The following is a 21,742-nucleotide window of genomic DNA, read 5'->3' as shown; positions in this document are numbered from 1 at the left end:
AACAGGTGGATTGATTATGGTTGACATAGAGGGCGTAGTTGAAGAAATAATTTTTAGAAATGAACAAAATGGTTATACAGTTTTAGAATTAAGTACCCAAGGCTTAGCAGTTACTGCTGTAGGTTATATGCCTTTTGTAAACATTGGGGAAAGAATTAAAATTGAGGGAGAATGGGTAGAACATCCTGATTACGGAGAGCAAATTAAGGTTTTAAATTATCAAACCTTGGCTCCCACCACTTTAGAAGGAATAGAAAAGTTTTTAGCTTCTGGCTTAATTCCTGGAATAGGTCCTGTTACAGCAAGAAAAATTGTAAAAAAGTTTGGCGTTGATTCTTTAAATATAATTGAAACTGCACCAGAAAGATTAAAAGAAATAAAAGGTCTAAGCGATGAGAAGATAAAAAGAATTTGTGAAGCTTATGAAATGCAAAAAGGCGTAAAAGAAGTGATGGTGTTTTTGCAGGGGTACGGTATTTCTACTGCAATGGCTATAAAGATTTATAAAGAATACGGAAACAACGCGATTGAAATTATTAAACAAAACCCTTACAGATTAGCTGATGATATATTTGGAATAGGATTTAAAACAGCAGACAAAATAGCGGAAAACCTAGGAGTTGACCCTCATTCTCTATATCGCATATCTTCTGGTACTCGATATGTTTTGATGCAGTATGCGGCAAATGGTCACACCTATGTGCCGAAAGAATTGTTAAAAAAAGAAGCAGCAAGTTTGTTAGAAGTAAGCGAAGAAGAAGTAGAAGATTCTTTTGTGCTTTTAGTACAAAATGAAAAAATACATATTGAAACTTTTGAAGATAATACTGTAGGAATCTACTATATACCTTATTATATGGCTGAATTACACACAACAGAGAGATTGTTTAACATGACACTAATGGAAAATGAAGACTTAGGTTTAGATGTCCAAAAAGAAATTAGAAATTTTGAAAAAGAAACAGGTATTTTGTTAGCAGAAAATCAAAAATTGGCTGTAGAAGAAGCTGTTAAAAATTCTGTTGTTGTCATAACGGGAGGTCCAGGCACAGGAAAGACTACGATAATAAATTGTATAATCCGTATTTTTGAAAAAGCTGGTAAAAAAGTGGCTCTTGCAGCCCCTACAGGAAGAGCCGCAAAAAGGATAACTGAAGCTACTGGGAAAGAGGCAAAAACCATTCATAGGCTTTTAGAATATACTTATTCGGAAGAAGAAGGGAAGGGCTTTAACAAAAATGAAAAAGACCCATTAAAATACGATGTTATAATAATTGACGAAGCTTCAATGGTAGATATATTGCTTATGAATGCTTTATTAAAAGCCTTGCCTATAGGGGCAAAACTAATTTTAGTAGGGGATGCTGATCAGCTTCCATCTGTTGGAGCCGGAAATGTCCTAAGAGATATAATAGACAGTGGAATAGTAAAAGTGATACGTTTAAAAGAAATTTTTAGACAGCAAAAGCAAAGTTTGATAGTAGTAAATGCTCACAAGATAAATAATGGAGAATATCCAACCTATAACGATAAAAATAGCGATTTCTTTTTTATAAATGCCAACACACAAGAGGATATATTAAAGACTATATTGGAGCTTGTCATAAACCGACTTCCTAAAGCTTATGGGTTTCATCCTATTAATGATATTCAAGTACTCACTCCTATGAGAAAAGGGATAATTGGTGTTCATAATTTAAATTTAGAACTGCAAAAAGCATTAAATCCCCACGACAAAACTAAACCAGAAAAAACAATGAAGGAATTTGTCTTCAGGGTGGGGGATAAAGTGATGCAGATAAAAAATAACTACAAGATAAAATGGAAAAAAGGCGATGAAGAAGGGGAAGGAGTGTTTAACGGAGATATAGGAATAATTCAATCAATAGACGAAGAATTACAGGAATTGACTGTGTATTTTGATGACGAAAAATTTGTTACTTATGACTTTTCTGATTTGGACGAACTAAATTTGTCTTATGCCATAACAGTCCACAAAAGCCAAGGCAGTGAATTTCCTGTTGTCATAATACCAATTACTTATGGCCCCCCTATGCTACTTACAAGAAATCTTTTGTATACTGCTGTTACAAGGGCAAGGAAATTGGTTATTTTGGTAGGGCAAGAGAAATATTTGAAATTTATGATTGATAACAATAGAATTTCAAAAAGATATTCAGGGCTTCTTTCAAGACTTAAAAAAACGCTTTTGTATGTAAACTAGAAAATTTACTGTAAAATGATAATTTTTTAATTAATTTTAATTCAATAATGTCGATATAAAAAATAAAAGAAAAGCAATTGCGGTAAGGGGCAATAAAGATGATTTTTTTAGACCTTTTATTTCCACCAAAAACAACCTGTATTATTTGTAAAGCTGCTATAAAAACGGGGTATTTATGTGACAAATGCAAAACCGCATTAAAATTTATTGAGGACGATAGGTGTAATATATGTGGTAAGCCAATAGACTATGAAGGAACATGCCTTGATTGTTTAGAACATGGACATGAATTTAAACAAAATATAAGTCCTTTTGAATACGATGGTGTTGTAAAAGACTTAATAGGGCAGTTTAAATATTTCAAAAAGAGAGAATTAGCATCTTTTTTTGCAGACTATATGGCTGATGCAGTTAAAAAAATGAACTGGCCTATAGATGTTATAGTACCTGTCCCTCTTCACAAAGTTAGACTTGATGAAAGAGGTTATAATCAGTCAGAACTTTTGGCAAGAGAACTTTCTTATCGGTTGAATATTTTTATGTCTAAGGCTTTAAGAAGAGTGCGAAATACAACAACTCAGACAGCTTTGCACAAAGAGGAAAGGATGGAAAACGTAAAGGGAGCTTTTAAAGTAACTTACAAAGATACAATCATTGGGAGAAATGTGTTACTAGTAGATGATGTATTGACAACGGGTGCAACTTTGGATGAGTGTGCCAAAGTCTTAAAAGAAAATGGGGCAAAAGATGTATATGTGGCTACCATAGCAACGGGTAAAAATATATGATGGGGTGTTTGAAGTATTAAAAAGGGGGATGAAAGGAAATGGAAATAAGAAATTGTAAACGGTGCGGAAGGCTTTACACGTATACAGGAATTGACCTATGTCCAGTGTGCTATAGACAGGATGAAGAAGATTTTATGAAAGTGAGGGATTATTTAGATACACATCCCTCTGCTACCATGCTGGAAATATCTCAAAACACACAGGTTTCTCCCAAGAAAATAATGGACTTTTTAAAAGAAGGCAGGTTAATTCTAACTTCTAATAATGTAAACATAGGTCTTAAGTGTGAAAAGTGCGGTAAACCAATACTTACAGGTAGGTTTTGTGACGAATGCAAGACCAAATTAGCGAAGGAATTAATGAAAGGTTATTCAATGCAATCCGAAAATAAAGAAGAAGAAAAACAGAGAGGAGAAAGGCTGTACCTTTATGAAAATCATAAAAACAAAAAATGAATATTAAACTTTTAAATTATTAAGTCGATATTACTAGTAGTACGGGGGTGTTAAAAATGAAAATTTATAACAATAACATTGAAAAAGTAATGTCAATTTATAGAGTAGATTCTGTTGAAAAAGTTAGTAATAAAAAAACGCAGATGAAGGATAAAATTGAGATATCAGAAGAGGCAATTAAACTTGCACAAAGCTCAAATGAGTTTGAAAAAATAAAGAATCAAAAGATTGAAAACATAAAGGCAATGCTAAATGCTGGGACTTACAATGTAAAAGCTGAAGATGTAGCTGATGCTATTCTGAAAGGAATATTGTTGAATAAAAAAATTTAAAAAGGATGTGCTGGCAATGGCTAACAGCCAAAAGCTTATAGAGGTATTGAGGGGAGAAACGGAAATTTATAAAGTTTTATTGGACTTAGCAATAAAAAAACTGATGTTATAATTGCGGGAAAAATAAAAGAATTAGATAAAATAGTACAGATGGAGAAGCAACTTGTAAAAAAACTTATGGAATTAGAAGGACAAAGAGAGGACATACTGGAGAAAGTTGATATAGAAGGCAAAATGACAATAACTGATGTCATAGAATCTGTTTCTTCAGAAGAAGCAGAAAATTTAAAAGATATCAAATATAATCTGACTAATATTTTAAAAGAGCTTGAAGAAAGAAATAAATTAAATGCTGCTTTAATTGAGCAAGCGTTAGAATATGTAAATTATTCTATTCAAACAATATCAAATGCCTTAGAAAGTAATGATGGTGTTTATGGGAATAATGGTAATATGAAAAAATACACCAGCCTAATTGACAAAAAGGCATAGGGGGATGAAAATGTCAACTTTTCAAGGATTAGAAATAGCAAAGACAGGATTATTTGTAAGCCAAAAGGCTTTGGATGTTACTGGACACAATATTGCTAATGCTAATACACCTGGGTATACTCGTCAAGTAGTAGACATGGTCTCAATTGCCCCACCACTACTTTTGGCATGTATGACCAGTGGGGAAAGGCGATAGGAGAAGGGGTAAAAATACAGGATATAAGGCAAATTCGTGACCAATTTTTAGACAATCAATACAGAAGGGAAAATAAATTTTTGGGTGAATGGGAAACAAAAGCTCAAGTCTTGGCAGCGATTGAAAATATATTTAACGAACCTTCGGATAGTGGAATAAATACAGTGCTTAATAACTTTTTTAATTCTCTTCAAGAGCTATCCAAGAATCCAGAAAGTTTGACAGTAAGAGCAGAAGTCAGAGAGCGAGCTATTGCTCTTGCTGATACTTTTAATACTGTATATCAGCATCTTTATGATAAATTAAACGAATTAAATTCCACCATACAAAGTAGAATTGCAGAGATAAATTCTTATGCTGAGAGAATAAGTAAATTAAATAATGAAATATATAGATTCGAACTTACCGGACAAACAGCAAATGATTTGAGAGACCAGAGAAATCTTCTTGTTGATCAACTTTCTAAACTTGTCAATATTACTACATATGAAGACTCCAATGGAAATTTCAGAATTGACATAGCGGGACAAGCTTTAGTGGCTGGGTCAACTGCTTTTACAATGAGTCTTAATAATACCGGAGAAGTAGTATGGGATTTAACAGGGACGCCTGTAAATCCTTCAAGTGGTGTGTTAAAAGGCTTACTTGATATGAGAGATGGAGATGGCACCAACGGAGTGAAGGGAGTTCCCTATTATATAAATGAATGGAATAAACTAGCATATAGTATGGCACAAGCGATAAATGAAGTACATAAATCAGGTTATGGCCTTGACGGCTCTACAGGCATTCCACTTTTCACTGATTTTACTACTCCATATGATTCTACAGTTCAGTATGCTCAGTTGATTAAAGTTAGTTCACATATTCTTGCAGACGATGGACTTCAAAAAATTGCTGCAGCATCGAGTGATGCTACCCTTCCGGGTGATAATACAAATGCTTTAAAACTTATCGCATTAAGAGACCAAGCCATTTCAGAACTGGATGGTGCTACTTTTGACGACTTTGCAAGGTCTTTAATCTCAAATCTTGGAGTGGATGCGGAGCAAGCAAACTTAATGCAAAAAAATCAGGAATTCATGATAAAACAAATTGATTTAAACAGACAATCAATATCTGGTGTATCCTTAGACGAAGAGATGACAAACATGTTAAAGTATCAAAAATCCTATGCTGCTTCTGCAAGAATGATCACAGCCATTGATGAACTATTAGATACTCTTATAAACAAAATGGGGATTGTAGGAAGATAAAAGGCGGGTGTAAAAAGTGAGAGTTACTGATGGTATGCTTATAACAAATTTTTGAACAATTATCACAATAGCTTGAAAAGTTACAAAAAAATCAAAATATGTTATCTACAGGCAAGAAAATATCAAGGCCTTCTGATGACCCTGTAGCAGTAGCTACAAGCCTGCGCATTCGAACAGATATGGCAAGAAATGATGCTTATACTAAAAATGCTGATGAAGTCCAGTCTTGGTTGAACATAACTGATACTGCTTTAGGCCAGTTAGGAGACTTATTACAGCGTACGAGAGAATTAGCAGTTGAGGGTGCCAATGGTACTTTAACACAGGCAGATATGCAAAAAATAGCTGAAGAGATAAAGCAGTTAAAAGCCCAAATGATACAGGTAGGGAATACACAATACAATGGAAGGTATATATTTGCAGGCTTTAGAACCGATAAAGCTCCTTTTAGTGAGACTGCCAATGGCTACAGCGGTGATGACAATTTTATAGAGTTTGAGATAGGGCCCGGTGGTAATAAAATAGCTGTAAACGTGCCAGGCAGTAGGCTTTTTGATGTAGTAGGAGGGGCATCTAGGCTTCTTCAAATGATGGACGATTTAAAATCTGCTTTAGAAAATGGAGATCATCAGGCTGTAAGCAATTTAATAGCTGATGTGGATAGACAACTAGAAAATGTACTGGCAGTAAGAGCAGAAGTTGGTGCAAAATCAAACAGGGTTGACCTTATAAAAAACAGGCTCCAAGATGATAACTACAATTTTACAGTTCTTCTTTCGAAAAATGAAGATGCAGATTTGGCACAAGTTATTACAAATCTCAAAATGGATGAAAATGTATATAGAGCATCACTAGCTGCGGGAGCTCGTATTATGCAACCTAGTCTTATAGACTTTTTAAGGTGATAATATGAATATAGTGATAAATCAAACTTTTGGCAGGATAGGTATAGACACTACTCCTGCCCAAATTTCTATACAAAGCCCAAAAGCAGACCTTGAAATAAAACAAATACCTGCAAAAATGGAAATAGACAGAAAACTTCCGCAAGTACATATAGACCAATATCAGTGTTTTTATGAAGCAGGGCTTAAAAGTATTTTTGACCTTGTATATGATGAAGCCCAGAGGAGTAAACAAATAGCTCTTGAGGCAATAGGCAAAATTGCTGAAGATGGAGACATACTTGCATCAATAGAAAACCATCAAGATGCAATTGTAAAGTTAAGCGAAGAAGCCCTGATTCAGGATATAGACTTCAATGTTGACCTCATTCCCAAATCACGACCCAAAATATGGTTTGAAGGATATTTAAAAATAAATTGGGAGTTAGGCGGTGTAAAAATCAAAGCAATACCTCATAAGCCTCAAATATCTGTGATACCGGCACATGTAAATATATATATGAGGCAATATCCATCAATAAAGATACAATATGTAGGAAATAATCTTGATAGAAGGATATGATCTTATATCATACGTCATCCTAAGCCGGAGGATACTATACCCTAAAGAAAGACTCTATAAAGACTCCAATATGAAAGCGAGGAACCAATATGCAGATAAATACAAAAAACTTTGGCGTCATAGAATACAATCCTGAAGACGTAATTTACTTTGAAGAAGGAATACCAGGTTTTGAAGACTTACACAATTTTTTAATAATTACTGACAACAATGAAAATATGCCTTTTAAGTGGCTTCAATCTATTGATAACACAGACATAGCTTTTGTAATTATTGACCCGAGAGTATTTAAGCCTAATTATGCCTTTGAAATTGATGAAGAATTAATACAAGCTCTTCAAATAGAGGATGAAAACCACCTTCTTATATATGTAATCGTAGTAATCCCCGATGAAATAGAAAAAATGACAGCAAACCTAAAAGCTCCTATAATTATAAATGCTAAAAGTAACAAAGGCAAACAAGTTATTCTTGACAACGATGAATACTTAATAAAGCATCCAATATTGGAGGAACTCAAAAATGCTTATTCTAACGCGTAAAGTAGGTCAAGCCATAATTATAGGGGAAGATATAGAAATCAAAATATTAGAGATTGAGGATGGCCAAATAAAACTGGGGATTACTGCGCCAAAAAACATATCTGTTTTAAGAAAAGAGCTTGTAGAAATCAAAGACGAGAATTTAAAAGCAGCAACTGTAGACAAAGAGGCTTTGAGCCAATTAGAAAATTTTATTAAAAAACACTAAAGTAAATGAAAATTATATCGATATATATAGTGAAAACAAAAGATAAAACAGTTGGCCAACTGTGAGTCTTGAAATCTTTTAAAACCATGGCAGGGATGCCAAATAAAAAAGTTCAAGGAGGAAGGTAAAATGATTATCAACCACAACTTAAGTGCGTTAAACGCATGGAGAGCACTTTCAATTAACAATATTAATACCCAAAAAGCATTGGAAAAACTTTCATCAGGTTACAGAATCAATAGAGCAGGTGACGACGCAGCAGGTCTTGCAATTTCAGAAAAAATGAGAGGGCAAATAGCTGGTTTAAATCAAGCTCAAAGAAATGCTCAAGACGGTATATCGCTTATTCAGACAGCTGAAGGTGCATTAAATGAAACTCACGCAATACTCCAGAGAATGCGAGAACTGGTAGTACAGGCAGCAAATGACACAAATACAGATGTAGATAGAGCTAATATACAGAAAGAAATAGATCAGTTGAAGAAAGAAATTGATAGAATAGCTTCAACAACCGAGTTCAATACTAGAAAGCTCTTAGATGGTAGCTTATCTACAACCGGAGTGACATTCCAAATAGGAGCTAATGCTGCACAAAATATAACTTTGACAATAGGAAAAATGGATAGTACTACCTTAGGTGTTGATGCTCTTGATGTCTCAACGTCTGGTTTATCTTCTTCAGATATAGCTGCATGGTTAACAACAATTGATAGCGCGATAAATGCTGTATCACAACAAAGAGCAGACCTTGGTGCTGTTCAGAATCGTTTAGAGCACACAATTAACAATTTGGGTGTTGCAGCAGAGAATTTGACAGCAGCTGAATCACGTATTAGAGATGTAGACATGGCAAAAGAAATGATGGAATTTACAAAGAACAACATACTCCAGCAAGCAGCAACAGCAATGCTAGCGCAGGCAAATCAACAACCACAGACAGTATTGCAATTACTAAGATAATTTAAAGGGGAGGCAAGGCCTCCCTTGAAGTTTAATTGAGAAGGTATTTAACTTAAGTTTGTCATAAATAATGCTGATATACTTAATGGGTGCTAATTTAAAAATGGAGGATTAAAAAATTTATGAAGATTTTATATATTAATTCTGGTCATTGGTGGCCACACAATAATTTAGATTATGGAATTATCAATGGTTTCTTACAACTGAATTGTCAGGTAATTGCAATAGATGTCACAAATACGAAAGAACCAGGTTTTTATAATATATTACAAGAGTTTAATCCTGATTTTGTGTTTACATTATTAGGCGTACGATTAAATATAGAAACGGTTAAAAAAATTAAAAATCTTGGATACAAACTAGGGATATGGATTGTCGATGACCCTTATGATATCGACCAATCTCTGAAAGTTGCGCCGTATTATGATTATATTTTTAATACTGAAAAAAACGTAATAGACATTTATAAAAAAATGGTTAATCATACCTATTATTTGCCATTAGGTTCTAATGAGGCCACGTTTAAGATAAGCAAAGATGAGAGATATGAGAGCGATATTTGTATAATAGGTACTGGATATAAAAACAGGCTAGAACTAATTGATAAAATATCACATACGTTGTTAAAGTATAATACCAAAATTATAGGAATATTATGGGATAGACTTAGGTCATTTAATATTTTAAAAAATAATGTTTTTTTGGGAGTTGTTTCAGATGAAGATGCTGCAAAGTTTTACAGTAATGCAAAAATTAATTTAAATATTCATAGGGCTTACGATGATGATACTTTAAGACAACTAAATAAGTATAAAATAAAAGCTTTGTCACCAAATAATAGGATATTTGATATTTCTTTAGCGGGGGGATTCCAAATAGTAGATTATCGAGAAGATTTAGACAAATTTTATGAAATTGATAAAGAAATTGTAGTTTTTAATGACGAAAAAGATTTAATTGATAAGATAGAATATTATCTAGGCAATGAAAATATAAGAAGTAAGATTGCAAAAAAAGCTTATTTGAGAACAATAAAAGAGCATCTTTTTGTACATAGATTGTCATTTGTTTTAGATATAATTAAGAATAGCAAATAGAGGGAGATAGCGCATGCTTAAGAATTTAAGTAGTATAATAATTTTAACCCATAATCAATTAGCATATACCAAACTTTGCATAGAAAGTATACGTCAATATACGGATGTACCTCATGAGATTATTGTTGTTGACAATGCATCTACGGATGGAACAGTTGAATGGTTGAAAAAGCAACGTGATATATTGCTAATAGAAAATGATAGAAATATGGGTTTTGCAACAGGCTGCAATCAAGGCATTAAGGCGTCTAAAGGGGAATATATTGTATTACTGAATAATGATACAATTGTAACAAAAAATTGGCTAAAAAATATGGTTGACTTTTTAAATTCACACGAAGATGCGGGCATAGTTGGTCCAGTAACTAATAATATCTCTGGACATCAAAAAATTAATGTAGAATTAAAGACGATAGATGATATTCATAAATTTGCTAATAGTTATAATACCAGTACCCCCAAATATAGGAAAGTATTGAGGCTAGTAGGATTTTGCATGGCTATGAGGAAGCAATTAATAGAAAAAATTGGATTGTTTGACGAGAATTTTGGTATAGGTAATTATGAAGATGATGATTTGTGTTTACGAACGATTTTAAATGGTAAAAACCTTTATATGTTAGAGTCTACGTTTATCTATCATTTTGGCAGTGTCACATTTAAAAACAGCAATTTTGATTATGGCAAAATTATGTTACAAAATAGGAACTATTTTGTTAAAAAATGGGGATTTGATGTTTTTTACTATATAAATTACAACCCGCATATATTATTAAGAATTCCTACCACAGCTAAGCATGTATTAGATGTAGGATGTGCTATGGGAGCTTTGGGACTTGAATTAAAAAATCGCTATAATATAGAAGTTCATGGTATCGAAATCAACAAAGATGTAGCAAAAATTGCTGATAAGGTATTGGATAAAGTATATTCAGGTGCTGTAGAAGATGTGATTACAGAATTACCAGAAAATTACTATGACGTGGTAATTTTTGGTGATGTTTTAGAACATTTATATAATCCATGGGAAGTAATTAATGAACTTAAAAGAGTATTGAAAAAAAATGGACAAATAATTGCTTCTATTCCTAACATAAACCATATCAGTATATTAAAACGTTTGTTGGCTGGTAATTGGGAATATGAAAATTCTGGTTTACTCGATAAAACCCATCTTAGATTTTTTTCGTATAGCACAATAGAAAATCTATTTAAAAGTGCTGGGTTCGATATAATAGATGTTACGAGATTAGAGGGGAATATAGAATCTTCCCGTGAAGTAACATTATTAAATTATTTAGATAATATTGCAAAAATATTAGGTTACTCAAATAACTATAAAATAGAAGGTAATACATACCAGTATGTTATTGTAGCGTCTCAAAAGAAAAAAGTGACCCTTTCTCTTTGTCTAATTACTAGAGACGAAGAGAAAAACATAGCTCGTTGTATAGGAAGTGTTAAGGATATAGTCGATGAAATAGTTGTTGTTGATACTGGTTCAAAGGATAAGACAGTAGAGATTGCGAAAAGCTTTGGGGCAAAAGTCATACACGCGAAGTGGGAAGATGATTTTAGCAAGGCGAGAAATATAGCAATAGAAAATGCTACTGGCGATTGGATATTGTTTTTGGATGCTGATGAAGAGATTAAGAAAGATGATGTAGATAAAATCAGGCCTTTACTTAATGACGATGCAGTGGAAGCTTATTTATTTAGGTTTGTAAATTATAGCGGCAGCAGTGTGAATAGTGGTCTTACAGAAATTAACTACAATTATAGGTTGTTTAAAAACAATGGCAAACTTAAATACATTTATCCTGTGCATGAAAATTTAAGAAATGTAGAAAATAACAGGCCTCCTGTAGCGAAAAAAGCCGATGTTACTATATTGCACTATGGATATTTATCGGAAACAAGAGCAGAGAAAAATAAAAGCAAAAGATATATTAAACTCATTTCGAAATATTTAGAAAAACATCCTGATGACAAGTTTCAGCATGCCAATTTGGCAGTAGAATATTTTAACATAGGAGATTATAATAAAGCACTTAAACATCTTCTTATCGCAACAAAAGGGATGGATGTCAGAGTTCCTACTGCTACCAGATTGTTAAGATACCTTATTGGTTGTTACATAGCATTAAAGGACTACAATACTGCGTTAAAAATTATAAAAGATGCAAAAGATTATTATATTGATGTTCCGGATTTTGCATTTTTAGAAGGTATGTTATATATAGACCAAAAAAGATATGAAAGAGCTATAGAAGTGTTTAATGAATGTCTTGCTATCGGAGAATACGATGGAATGTTTATTACAATGGGAGGAACGGGAAGCTATAGGGCAAGGTACATGATAGCTCTTTGCAATGAGAAATTAAATCGCCTAAATGATGCTGTCAAAGAATATATAGAAATTTTGAAAGAAAATCCTAATTTTCAAGAGGTTTTCATAAAACTTTTTGATTTATTTATAAAAAACGAAAAACCAGAAGATGTATATGCTTTTTTTGACAAGTATACAGATAGTAGCTCCCCTGTAAATAATGCCATATTGGCAAGACTTTATATGAATAGAGGAGAGTTTGAATTTGCAAAGAAATATCTTGATAATATAAACATAGATTTAGAAGGTTTAAACACTCTAAGAGGAATTGCATATATGGGGCTTAAAGACTGGGAAAAAGCTCTAAAACATCTAAATATGGAGTACGGAAAAGCAAAAGAAGAAGCAAATTATTACAAAGCCTTGTGCTATATAATATTAAATGAAATAGACAAAGCTAAAGAAGTCTTATGGGAAATTTCTAATACTTCTGATAGAAAATTATATATGACTATAGTAGGAGAAATGAAGGCAAAATTTGATGAAATAAAAGATAGTTTTTTCAACTTATTGGATGTGCTGATTAAGTTGCAACAATTTGATTTATATAATGAGATACTTAGATTGTATGTGAACAGCTTTGGGAAAGAAGACTATGAAAGATACGGCCAACTCATGATAAAATATGGATTAAAAGATTTAGCTCTTGAAGCGTATATAAGATCAGCTAATTTAAACAGCCAAAATCCTGAAGTATACAGGTATCTTGCAGAAAGGGCGTTGGAGCAAGGGATGTATGAAGAAGCTCTCTCTTTGATTTCAAATGCTTTAAATTTAAGTAGAATGGATCTGGACAATTATGTACTGGCATATAAAATATACAAAAGTGAAGGGAAGTATCAAGAGGCTAAAGAGATTGAGGTGATTGTGAAAGAAATGTATCCAGAAATAGACCTTGAAAAGAGGATAACTATTTAAAAACGGCGGGGATTTCCCGCCATTTAACGTATTTTTATTTTATTACACTATAGAAATTTTATAATCTTTTAGCCACATATTTATTTGTACGAGGTAAGCGAAGAGTTGGGCGGAGCCCATAAGCTGAGAAAACCAAGCAGGGTCATAGGCTTTTGCATCTGTTTCTATAAGTGTTATTATCGCTTTTTTATCTACAAGTTGTAATAAAGGCGATGTACTGTCATCAACTATTTGTTTTAGCCATTTTTTAACGATGTTTTTAAATACTGGATTGTGTGTTTTAGGGTAGGGACTCTTTTTTCTTTCAATTACTTCATTTGGGATGTAACCTTTTAGAGCATATCGCAATATTCCCTTTTCTCTGTTATTTAAATTTTTCATTTCCCACGGTATATTCCATACATATTCTACAAGCCTGTAGTCTAAATAAGGTACTCTTGCTTCAAAACCTACTGCCATACTCATTCTATCCATTCTATCAAGAAGCATGGGCATAAATCTTGTTAGGTTAAGGTAAAACATTTTCCTCATTCTGGTATTTTTGGGGTCTTCTCCAGTGAGCTTTGGCACTTCATTTAAAGCCTCGTTATATCTATCATTTAAATACTCTATAGGTCTTATGTATTTTACAACTTCTGGCAAAAGCAATTTCATGCGTTCATTGATCATTCTTATCCATGGGAAGGTATTAGCCTCAATTGCTTCTTTGTTTCTAAACCAGGGATAACCTCCAAAAACTTCATCAGCACCTTCTCCTGATAGAGCGACTGTGGCTCCTTTTTTTACTTCTTTTAAAAATAGATATAAAGATGAATCTATATCTGCCATACCAGGCAGGTCTCGAGCGTACAAGGCTGGTTTTAGAGCATATGCAAGTTCTTCATTATCTATAAATACATAGTTATGGTTTGTGTCAAGTTTCTTTGCGACAAATTTTACCCAATCTGCATCAGAGTTTGGCTGAAACTTGTTTGGCGTAAAATATTTATCATTACCCACATAATCTACAGAATATGTTATAAGTTTTTGACCTTTTTGTTTTAATTCTTCATTTGCAAAGGCAGATACAGCAGTTGAATCAAGGCCACCTGATAGCAATGAACATAAAGGTACGTCTGAAACAAGTTGTCTTACTGAGGAGTCTCTAAGGAGATGCCTTATTTTTTCCGCCGTTTTCTCAAGGCTATCTTCATGGGGAATACTTTGTAATGACCAGTATTTGTTTATGTTTACTCCATTTTTGGTAAATATGAGATAATGCCCGGCTTTTAATTCTTTAATGTCTTTAAAGACACCGCATCCGGGAGTTCTTGAAGGTCCCATTACAAATATTTCTGCAAGACCTTGAGAGTCTATCTCTGGTTTTACATTAGGATGTGCTAATATTGCTTTGATTTCTGAGCCAAATATCAAAGACCCATTTTTAATGGTATAAAATAATGGCTTTATTCCGAGATGGTCCCTGGCAATAAAAAGCCTATTTTGCACTTCATCCCATATTGCAAAAGCAAATATTCCGTTAAATTTTTTAACACAGGTCGGCCCCCATTCTATATAAGATGTCAAGATAATTTCAGTATCTGAACGGGTTTTAAAAATATATCCCAAGGATATGAGTTCATTTTTTAATTCATCCATATTGTAGAGTTCTCCATTATGGATAATGACAAAATTTTTTTCACCATATTTTTTTATCATTGGTTGACTTCCGCCTTGTGGATCTATTACAATTAATCGACGATGGCCTAAAGCACAATGTTTTGACAACCATATTCCAGAACCGTCAGGTCCTCTTTCTTTAAGGGTATTTGTCATTTTTTCGATTACTTCATTTTGAAGTGACAAGTCCATATCGAAGTTAACCCATCCTGTTATTCCACACATAAAAATCCTCCTAAAATTTAAATCTATAAGTAAATATATTCTCTTTTTTTGCCATTGATACATGTTATAATTTTCTAATGAATTTTTAATTTCTACATGATATAATAAAAACATAAATGTTTTAGGAGGATGCGGCTTATATGGGGAAAGTGATAAAAGAGCATTATTATGAAGAAAATGATATTGCTGAAAGGATAAAGTTTCTAAAAAAGAAATTAAATGAATCTAATTTAGAACTTCCTAAATCTTTGGAGTTAAGCCGTGAATTAGACGAATTAATTGTGATGTATATGAAAAAAGAAAAACAAGTAAAACAGGTAAAATAAAGTGCTGTTTTACTTGTTTTTCTTTTTGCGGTTATATAAAAAAATTTAAACTTTTTAAAATATATGTCGATATTTATATTAACAAAGAGGAGAAGGTGTTACAAATGATAAATTTTATTTTAGGAGGTAGTAACGGTAATGTTGGAGGGGATTAATACTGCGAGAACAGGACAGGTGAATTCGCACTTTAGAAAGGATAGTGGGCTATTAGAGGAAATAAAAGCAGTAAAAGATATACTTAGTAAACCTGTGGATGATAACAAACTTAACAGTGTACTTAATAAAGAAAACAGAAAAATAAGCATTAACGATCATACATATTTTGAATTTTCTGTACACAAGCCTACAAATACAATAGTAGTAAAAATTGTTGATAGTTATACGAATGAAGTTATTGACGAGATTCCTCCCGAAAAAATACTTGATCTTGTGGCAGGATTATGGGAAATAGCGGGACTTTTTGTGGATAGAAAAATATAGGGGGGATAAAGGATGGATCCAATAAGTATGAATAGCTACAATGTGAGCAATTTATTGAGAATAAGTGGTCTTGCAACTGGACTCGATACTGATTCTATTGTACAACAGTTAATAAGAGCTGCCAGTATTCCTCTTGATAGGTTAGAACAACAAAAGCAATGGTATCAATGGCAACAAGAGGATTTAAGGGATATAAATACACAGCTTTTATCTCTGCGAGATAATAGTGTATTCCAACTTAAATTACAAGGAACTTTTCTTGCTAAAACTGTTGCTTCAAATTCTGCGGTAGCTACAGCTACAGCAACATCAAGTGCAGTAAATGGAGTATATACCTTAAGTGTAACTCAATTAGCGCAAGCGGCGTACAGAACCTCAGGGCAGCTTAGCATTACAGATCCTACTGCAGCACTTAATCAAACGGGTACTATTGTATTGAATGGTATAAGCATTTCTATAACTTCAACTGATTCTTTAAATACGATAATTTCAAAGATTAATAGCTCTGGAGCAGGAGTAACTGCCACATATGATACTAATTTAAAGACTATATTTTTAGTTTCTACAACTACAGGAAGTGCTGCTAAGATAGATTTTAGTGGTTCGGATTCTGGCGGTTACAATATATTAACTAATACCATGAAGATATCAGGCTTGACACTAGATACCACAACCAACACAGTTACTGATGGTGCAATAGCGTATGGTAAAGATGCTCAATTTACTATAAATAACGGTTCAACGGTATATTCTGAAAGTACCAATAGTTTTACATTATTAGGTTTAAACATTACCCTCACAGGTACAGGCACAACAACTTTATCTGTTTCAACAGACGTTGACAAGATATATAACGCTATAAAGAGCTTTGTTGACAGTTACAATGATATAATTACAAAGATTAATGCAAAGCTTACAGAAAAAAGGTATTACGATTATCCACCTTTGACTTCTGAACAGAAACAAGCTATGAAAGACAGTGATATAGAACTATGGGAAGAAAAGGCAAGGTCAGGGAATTTAAACAATGACGAAACTTTAAGGCGAGTATATTACTCCATGAGAAATGTTGTTTCATCGACAGTATCCGGTGTAGGTTCTTTAAGTTCAATTGGCATTACTACAGGACAATGGTATGAAGGTGGAAAACTTTATATCGACGAAACGAAGTTAAAAGATGCTATTGCAAATGATCTGGACAAAGTAATGAAGATATTTGCTGGTGTTTATGAGACAGATTCTAATGGAAATACTACTTTGAAAACTTCAGGTATTGCACAAAAGTTATATGATACTTTGGACCAAGGCATAGATGCCATAACAAGAAAAGCAGGAAGTACCACCCAGCTTTATGACACAAGTTTTATAGGAAACAGAATAAGAGAAATAGATGAGAGAATTGCTCAAATGCAAGATTATCTGAATAACCTTGAACAAAGATATTATGCACAATTTACAGTACTAGAGATGTATGTAGGACAAATGAATTCTCAAAGTATGTGGTTGAGTCAGCAGATTGGAGTTATGATGGGATAAAGGGGGTGCGTTTATGGTAAATCCATATCAGGAGTACAAAGAAAATACTATTTTGACAGCCAGTCTGAAGAGCTGGTACTGATGCTTTACAATGGCATAATAAGGTTTATAGAAGAAGCAAAAGGGGCGATAGAAAAAAAAAGATTATATGGCAGCAAATAATAGTATACAAAGGGCACAAGACATTATTACAGAGCTTATGCTTACTTTGGATATGAATTATGATATTTCTAAAAACTTGTACAGTTATATGACTATATGCTAAGAAGATTAATTGATGCTAACGTAAAAAAAGACGTGACAATTTTAGAAGAAGTAAAAGGATTTGCTATAGAATTGAGAAATACTTGGAGTGTAGCCCTTAATAAAGTTAGAGAGAAAGTCTATGCGAAGGGTTGATGAGATGCATAATAATATAGAAAAACTTACTCAAATTGTACAGGATAAAATTCAAAGATTGAAAGAACTTTGTGAGGTTACTGAAAAAATAGGTATCTCTATAGCTTCTAACAATTTAGAAGAATTGAAGAATTTACTTACTACAAAGCAAAAAATTATAGAAGAAATTGATAAATTAGATACCGATTTTATTCCTTTGTATAATATTTTTAAAAAAGAAAATAAAGTGGAAAGTATTTTTGCTTTGGAAGGGAAAATTACAAGAGAAATAAGTAAATTGAAAGCGCTGTTTATAGAGGCAAAAAACCTTTTGGAAAAAATAAAAGAGAAAGACGATAAAAATCTTCAAAATATAACTGCTGTTTTCGAAAAAACAGAAAACAAATTAGAGGAATTGTCAAAAAGTAAAGAGGGGTATATAGAATATCTTAAATACTATACACCTGAGAGTTATTTTTAGATAAAAAGCGTTAAAGGAAGCGGGAATTTCCCGCTTCCTTTATAGGGGTAAAAAATATTTTGTGCATTTAGATTAATTGTATCCTCTTTCTCAGCAAGAATCAGTTAACATTTTTTATTTGATCAATCTTTAGTATAACCTTTTTTTCTACATCTTATGCATGAAAGTGAAGATTTTTGGTTAAAATATTTAATTAGGGATACTGTAAGCTTTTCTCTAGAACCTTTGAAGCCCCAGGGATTCAAAGTTCTAGAGAAAATTTTTTCTGGCTTCGCACCCTAGTTTTTATCTTTTCTAATGGTATTGATTGCCATTCTTTTATTTCTGGTACTATTCTTTCGGTTATTTTGCTTACCATTTCTGCAGATAGTTCTATGTTGAGTTTTTACCGTCTTTTAAGTATAGCCATTTCTTGAATTTTGAGTATCTTTGTCTTTTTTGTTCATATCTTTCACAGCCGAGTTGTTTAATTAGGTTACACAAAATTTTCTATAATTTCCAATTTGGAATATTTTTCACTAGACAAATACAAGCTCCATAACGCTTTTTGTTTTCTTCATATATCTTCTAAGCTTGCTACTTGCCGAATTCAAGTTAAATAAATATTTTTTCCCAAAATATTATATAATGAAATCCATAAATTAAGAGTTTTTGCGGAAATAATTTTGCAAGTGCTTATTTTAAAAAAGGATTTTACATTTCCACGTAGAATTTTATATATACATCATAAAGTTGTTAAGAATTTTCAACTGAAATACGACATATTTTTAGTTTAACGTAAAAAAGGTTTTTTGGATTTCGTAAAATCCTCCGAAGAACAACTTCTTAAAAACTGGACAAATAATGTATACGTAGCGACCGTGGAGTGCTTAACCATGGCAATATGCTTTATTTTGGAACTAAAGGCTATGAATATGTGATGAAAGCAAAAATCTAAGTATGATTAAATGTTTTATAGATTATGTTAATCAAAGAAAACATCTTTATAACATGGACTCCACGTGGATAAAACTTTTAGTGCTAACGAAATATATGGAAAGACGCCTAGATGGGATAAGCCATGTAGGGTTATTTTGTACGTAAAAAGCTACTACAGCCAAAAAAAACTGACAGAGCTAATCGACTTGTTGCTTTGTCTGCCACTTGCCGAACTCAAGTTTAATATAAACACATAAACAACATGCGAAGAAAAGGAGGTTTCAGAATGACTAATAAAGAAAAAGTTTTAAATTATATTAGAGATAAATTGAAAAATATATCTGATAGTGATGTATTAAAGAGCAGAAATTTTGGCATTACTGCAGAGGATTTATCAGAAACTCTTGGAATCTCAAGAGCTAATATTAGTCATATATTAAATAAACTTGTACGAGACAAATTATTAGTAAAATTAGTATCAAGACCAGTGTATTATTTAACGAGAGAAAAGGCTGAAGAATTAATCGGAGAGTCGATAGGGGAAAGTATTTCTTTGAATGATTTCATAGCATTAATTAAAAAAGCGAATAGAAAAAGTAGTACCGATATATTTGAAAATTTAATAGGGTATAATGGGAGTCTTAAAAAGCAAGTGGAACAGGCAAAAGCAGCTATTCTGTATCCCCCATATGGTTTGCATACGTTAATAATAGGGCCGCCGGGGTCCGGTAAATCTTACTTGGCAGAATTAATGTATGAATTTGGAAAACAAATAGGTAAGTATAGTAATTTTGAAACTCTAAATTGCGCCGACTATTATAACAACCCACAGTTGTTAATGTCATATCTTTTTGGCCATGTAAAAGGGGCATTTACAGGAGCTGATTCTGACAATATTGGATTAGTAGAAAAAGCGAATAATGGCATATTGTTTCTTGATGAGGTACATAGACTACCACCAGAAGGACAAGAAATGCTTTTTTATCTTATTGATAAGGGAATATATCATAGGCTTGGTGATGCAATGATAAGAAAAGCAAAGTTAATGATTATTTTGGCGACAACCGAAAATCCGGAATCGTCACTTCTGAAAACATTTTTAAGAAGAATACCGATCGTAATCAAGATGCCAGCTTGGAACGATAGACCATTTGAAGAAAAAATAGAAATTATTAAAGAACTTTTAAAAAAAGAAGCAAAACAAGTAGCAAAAAAATTTATTATTTCTCCAGAAATAATAACAATTATGGCAAATTGTGATTTTAATGGTAACGTAGGGGAATTAAAGTCAACCATACAATTGCTTTGTGCTAAAGCTTTTTTAAGAAATTACAATACTACAGATTCAGATGGTGAATTAAAAATTGATATTACATTATTACCGGAAAACATGAAAATAAAAATGTATGAAGAAAATACAAAAAATAAAAAATATTATGAAGATCCTTTAATAATATTACCTGATGGGAAAGAAAAGTCGCTTGAAAAATATGATTTGTATGATTTCATTATCGAAAGGTATAAAATATTAGAGCAGCAAGGATTTGATAAAAATGACATTAATGAGAGAATTGAGCTGTATATAGATTCGCTTTATAAGCACATAATAAATAAATTCAAATCTCCAAATGTAAAAGAAATTGAAAAATTAGTTGATAAAGAAATTATTGATTTTTCGGCGGAAGTAAAAGATTTTGCTGAAAGAAAATTAAATATAAAATTAAATGATAATTTTTTGTATGCATTTTCATTCCACCTTGAGGCATTGATAAAAAGAATTAAAAATGGGCAACCAATAACTAATTTGCGACTAAATGAGATACGTAATAAATATATAAACGAGTTTAAAATATCAGAAGAAATTGTTAAAATGATTCAAGACAAATTTAAAATTAATGTTTCTACAGAGGAAAGTGGTTTTATAACATTGTTTTTAGTTTCCGGTATGAGAGATATAAACGAGAAAAAAAGTGTTGCTATAATGGTATTAATGCATGGTGACGGTGTAGCGAAAAATATAGCAAATGTAGTAAATAAGCTATTAAATATAACTAAAGTTGCATATTTTGATATGCCATTAGATATGAATGTTGACGATGCATTAATAAAAATAATGAATATTTCGAAAGAAATTCATGAAGGTAAGGGTATCTTGTATTTAGTTGATATGGGCTCATTAAAAATATACCAGATAGTATTGAAAAATTTACAGGAATAAGGACAAGAGTTATTGATAACGTAAGCACTCCTATAGTTCTTGAAGCAGCAAGAAAGGCATATTTTTTAGATGAAGATTTAGATGAAATTTATAATTCAATTTGTAATCGTACATTTTCAAATGAAAACAAGAAACGTTGCATAGTTACAATTTGTTCTACTGGAGAAGGTACGGCTGATAAACTAAAAAATTATATT

General features: G+C 32.3%; 15 protein-coding genes and 6 pseudogenes. 20 read left to right on the top strand and 1 reads right to left on the bottom strand.

The window, feature by feature from the left end:
- The first annotated feature begins 16 nt into the window (after positions 1-16).
- The 13 genes and pseudogenes from recD2 to JCM7501_RS12505 all read left to right on the top strand — a co-directional run bounded on the left by recD2 (position 17) and on the right by JCM7501_RS12505 (position 13,324).
- Positions 17-2,224 carry an SF1B family DNA helicase RecD2 gene (gene recD2, locus JCM7501_RS02100; protein WP_028991824.1) on the top strand — a complete coding sequence of 736 codons (2,208 nt, stop codon included), beginning with the start codon at positions 17-19 and terminating at the stop codon, positions 2,222-2,224.
- Between the two features lie 98 nt (positions 2,225-2,322).
- The gene (locus tag JCM7501_RS02095; RefSeq protein WP_028991823.1) at positions 2,323-3,012 is read left to right on the top strand and encodes a ComF family protein; all 690 of its coding nucleotides are present in this window, start codon (positions 2,323-2,325) and stop codon (positions 3,010-3,012) included.
- 38 nt (positions 3,013-3,050) lie between these two features.
- Positions 3,051-3,467, top strand: a complete 417-nt coding sequence (locus tag JCM7501_RS02090) for a TIGR03826 family flagellar region protein (RefSeq protein WP_013149896.1) — start codon at positions 3,051-3,053, stop codon at positions 3,465-3,467.
- A gap of 56 nt (positions 3,468-3,523) precedes the next feature.
- The gene (locus tag JCM7501_RS02085; RefSeq protein ID WP_013149897.1) at positions 3,524-3,799 is read left to right on the top strand and encodes a flagellar biosynthesis anti-sigma factor FlgM; all 276 of its coding nucleotides are present in this window, start codon (positions 3,524-3,526) and stop codon (positions 3,797-3,799) included.
- Positions 3,800-3,815: 16 nt separating this feature from the next.
- Positions 3,816-4,291, top strand: a pseudogene (locus JCM7501_RS02080) (flagellar protein FlgN).
- A 10-nt stretch (positions 4,292-4,301) separates the two neighbouring features.
- A pseudogene (gene flgK / locus JCM7501_RS02075) lies at positions 4,302-5,743 on the top strand (flagellar hook-associated protein FlgK).
- A 16-nt stretch (positions 5,744-5,759) separates the two neighbouring features.
- Positions 5,760-6,648: pseudogene (gene flgL / locus JCM7501_RS02070) on the top strand (flagellar hook-associated protein FlgL).
- A 4-nt stretch (positions 6,649-6,652) separates the two neighbouring features.
- Positions 6,653-7,210 carry a DUF6470 family protein gene (locus JCM7501_RS02065; RefSeq protein ID WP_028991819.1) on the top strand — a complete coding sequence of 186 codons (558 nt, stop codon included), beginning with the start codon at positions 6,653-6,655 and terminating at the stop codon, positions 7,208-7,210.
- A gap of 89 nt (positions 7,211-7,299) precedes the next feature.
- On the top strand, positions 7,300-7,752 hold the full coding sequence (gene fliW, locus JCM7501_RS02060) for a flagellar assembly protein FliW (protein ID WP_028991818.1): 453 nt from the start codon (positions 7,300-7,302) through the stop codon (positions 7,750-7,752).
- On the top strand, positions 7,733-7,960 hold the full coding sequence (gene csrA / locus JCM7501_RS02055) for a carbon storage regulator CsrA (protein WP_028991817.1): 228 nt from the start codon (positions 7,733-7,735) through the stop codon (positions 7,958-7,960). The genes fliW and csrA overlap by 20 nt, the downstream gene beginning before the upstream one ends.
- Before the next feature lie 129 nt (positions 7,961-8,089).
- Positions 8,090-8,920, top strand: a complete 831-nt coding sequence (gene hag, locus JCM7501_RS02050; protein WP_028991816.1) for a flagellin Hag — start codon at positions 8,090-8,092, stop codon at positions 8,918-8,920.
- A gap of 122 nt (positions 8,921-9,042) precedes the next feature.
- The gene (locus JCM7501_RS02045) at positions 9,043-10,017 is read left to right on the top strand and encodes a CgeB family protein (RefSeq protein ID WP_028991815.1); all 975 of its coding nucleotides are present in this window, start codon (positions 9,043-9,045) and stop codon (positions 10,015-10,017) included.
- Positions 10,018-10,030: 13 nt separating this feature from the next.
- The gene (locus tag JCM7501_RS12505) at positions 10,031-13,324 is read left to right on the top strand and encodes a glycosyltransferase (protein WP_081723111.1); all 3,294 of its coding nucleotides are present in this window, start codon (positions 10,031-10,033) and stop codon (positions 13,322-13,324) included.
- 42 nt (positions 13,325-13,366) lie between these two features.
- Here JCM7501_RS12505 and asnB read toward each other — a convergent pair whose 3' ends face one another.
- A complete protein-coding gene (gene asnB, locus JCM7501_RS02035; RefSeq protein WP_028991814.1) occupies positions 13,367-15,208 on the bottom strand; it encodes an asparagine synthase (glutamine-hydrolyzing) in 1,842 nt (613 codons plus the stop codon).
- Positions 15,209-15,348: 140 nt separating this feature from the next.
- Here asnB and JCM7501_RS02030 point away from each other — a divergent pair, with 140 nt between their 5' ends.
- The 7 genes and pseudogenes from JCM7501_RS02030 to JCM7501_RS02005 all read left to right on the top strand — a co-directional run bounded on the left by JCM7501_RS02030 (position 15,349) and on the right by JCM7501_RS02005 (position 21,545).
- Positions 15,349-15,534 carry a Spo0E family sporulation regulatory protein-aspartic acid phosphatase gene (locus JCM7501_RS02030; RefSeq protein WP_013149907.1) on the top strand — a complete coding sequence of 62 codons (186 nt, stop codon included), beginning with the start codon at positions 15,349-15,351 and terminating at the stop codon, positions 15,532-15,534.
- Positions 15,535-15,672: 138 nt separating this feature from the next.
- The gene (locus JCM7501_RS02025) at positions 15,673-16,014 is read left to right on the top strand and encodes a flagellar protein FlaG (protein WP_028991813.1); all 342 of its coding nucleotides are present in this window, start codon (positions 15,673-15,675) and stop codon (positions 16,012-16,014) included.
- A 12-nt stretch (positions 16,015-16,026) separates the two neighbouring features.
- Positions 16,027-17,550, top strand: coding sequence for a flagellar filament capping protein FliD (gene fliD, locus JCM7501_RS02020; RefSeq protein WP_028991812.1), 1,524 nt, complete (start codon positions 16,027-16,029; stop codon positions 17,548-17,550).
- Between the two features lie 13 nt (positions 17,551-17,563).
- A pseudogene (gene fliS, locus JCM7501_RS02015) lies at positions 17,564-17,949 on the top strand (flagellar export chaperone FliS).
- Positions 17,950-17,953: 4 nt separating this feature from the next.
- Positions 17,954-18,423: pseudogene (gene flgN, locus JCM7501_RS02010) on the top strand (flagellar export chaperone FlgN).
- Positions 18,424-19,194: 771 nt separating this feature from the next.
- Positions 19,195-19,511: pseudogene (locus JCM7501_RS13700) on the top strand (IS1380-like element ISTps2 family transposase); the annotation flags it as partial.
- 102 nt (positions 19,512-19,613) lie between these two features.
- Positions 19,614-21,545: a sigma-54-dependent transcriptional regulator gene (locus JCM7501_RS02005; RefSeq protein WP_162199496.1), complete on the top strand. Its 1,932-nt coding sequence runs from the start codon at positions 19,614-19,616 to the stop codon at positions 21,543-21,545.
- Positions 21,546-21,742 lie beyond the last annotated feature (197 nt).

It is taken from the genome of Thermoanaerobacter thermocopriae JCM 7501 (assembly GCF_001310975.1).
Lineage (GTDB): Bacteria > Bacillota > Thermoanaerobacteria > Thermoanaerobacterales > Thermoanaerobacteraceae > Thermoanaerobacter > Thermoanaerobacter thermocopriae.
The sequence above is the reverse complement of the archived record's forward strand: the minus strand, read 5'-3'. Positions and strand labels throughout refer to the sequence as shown.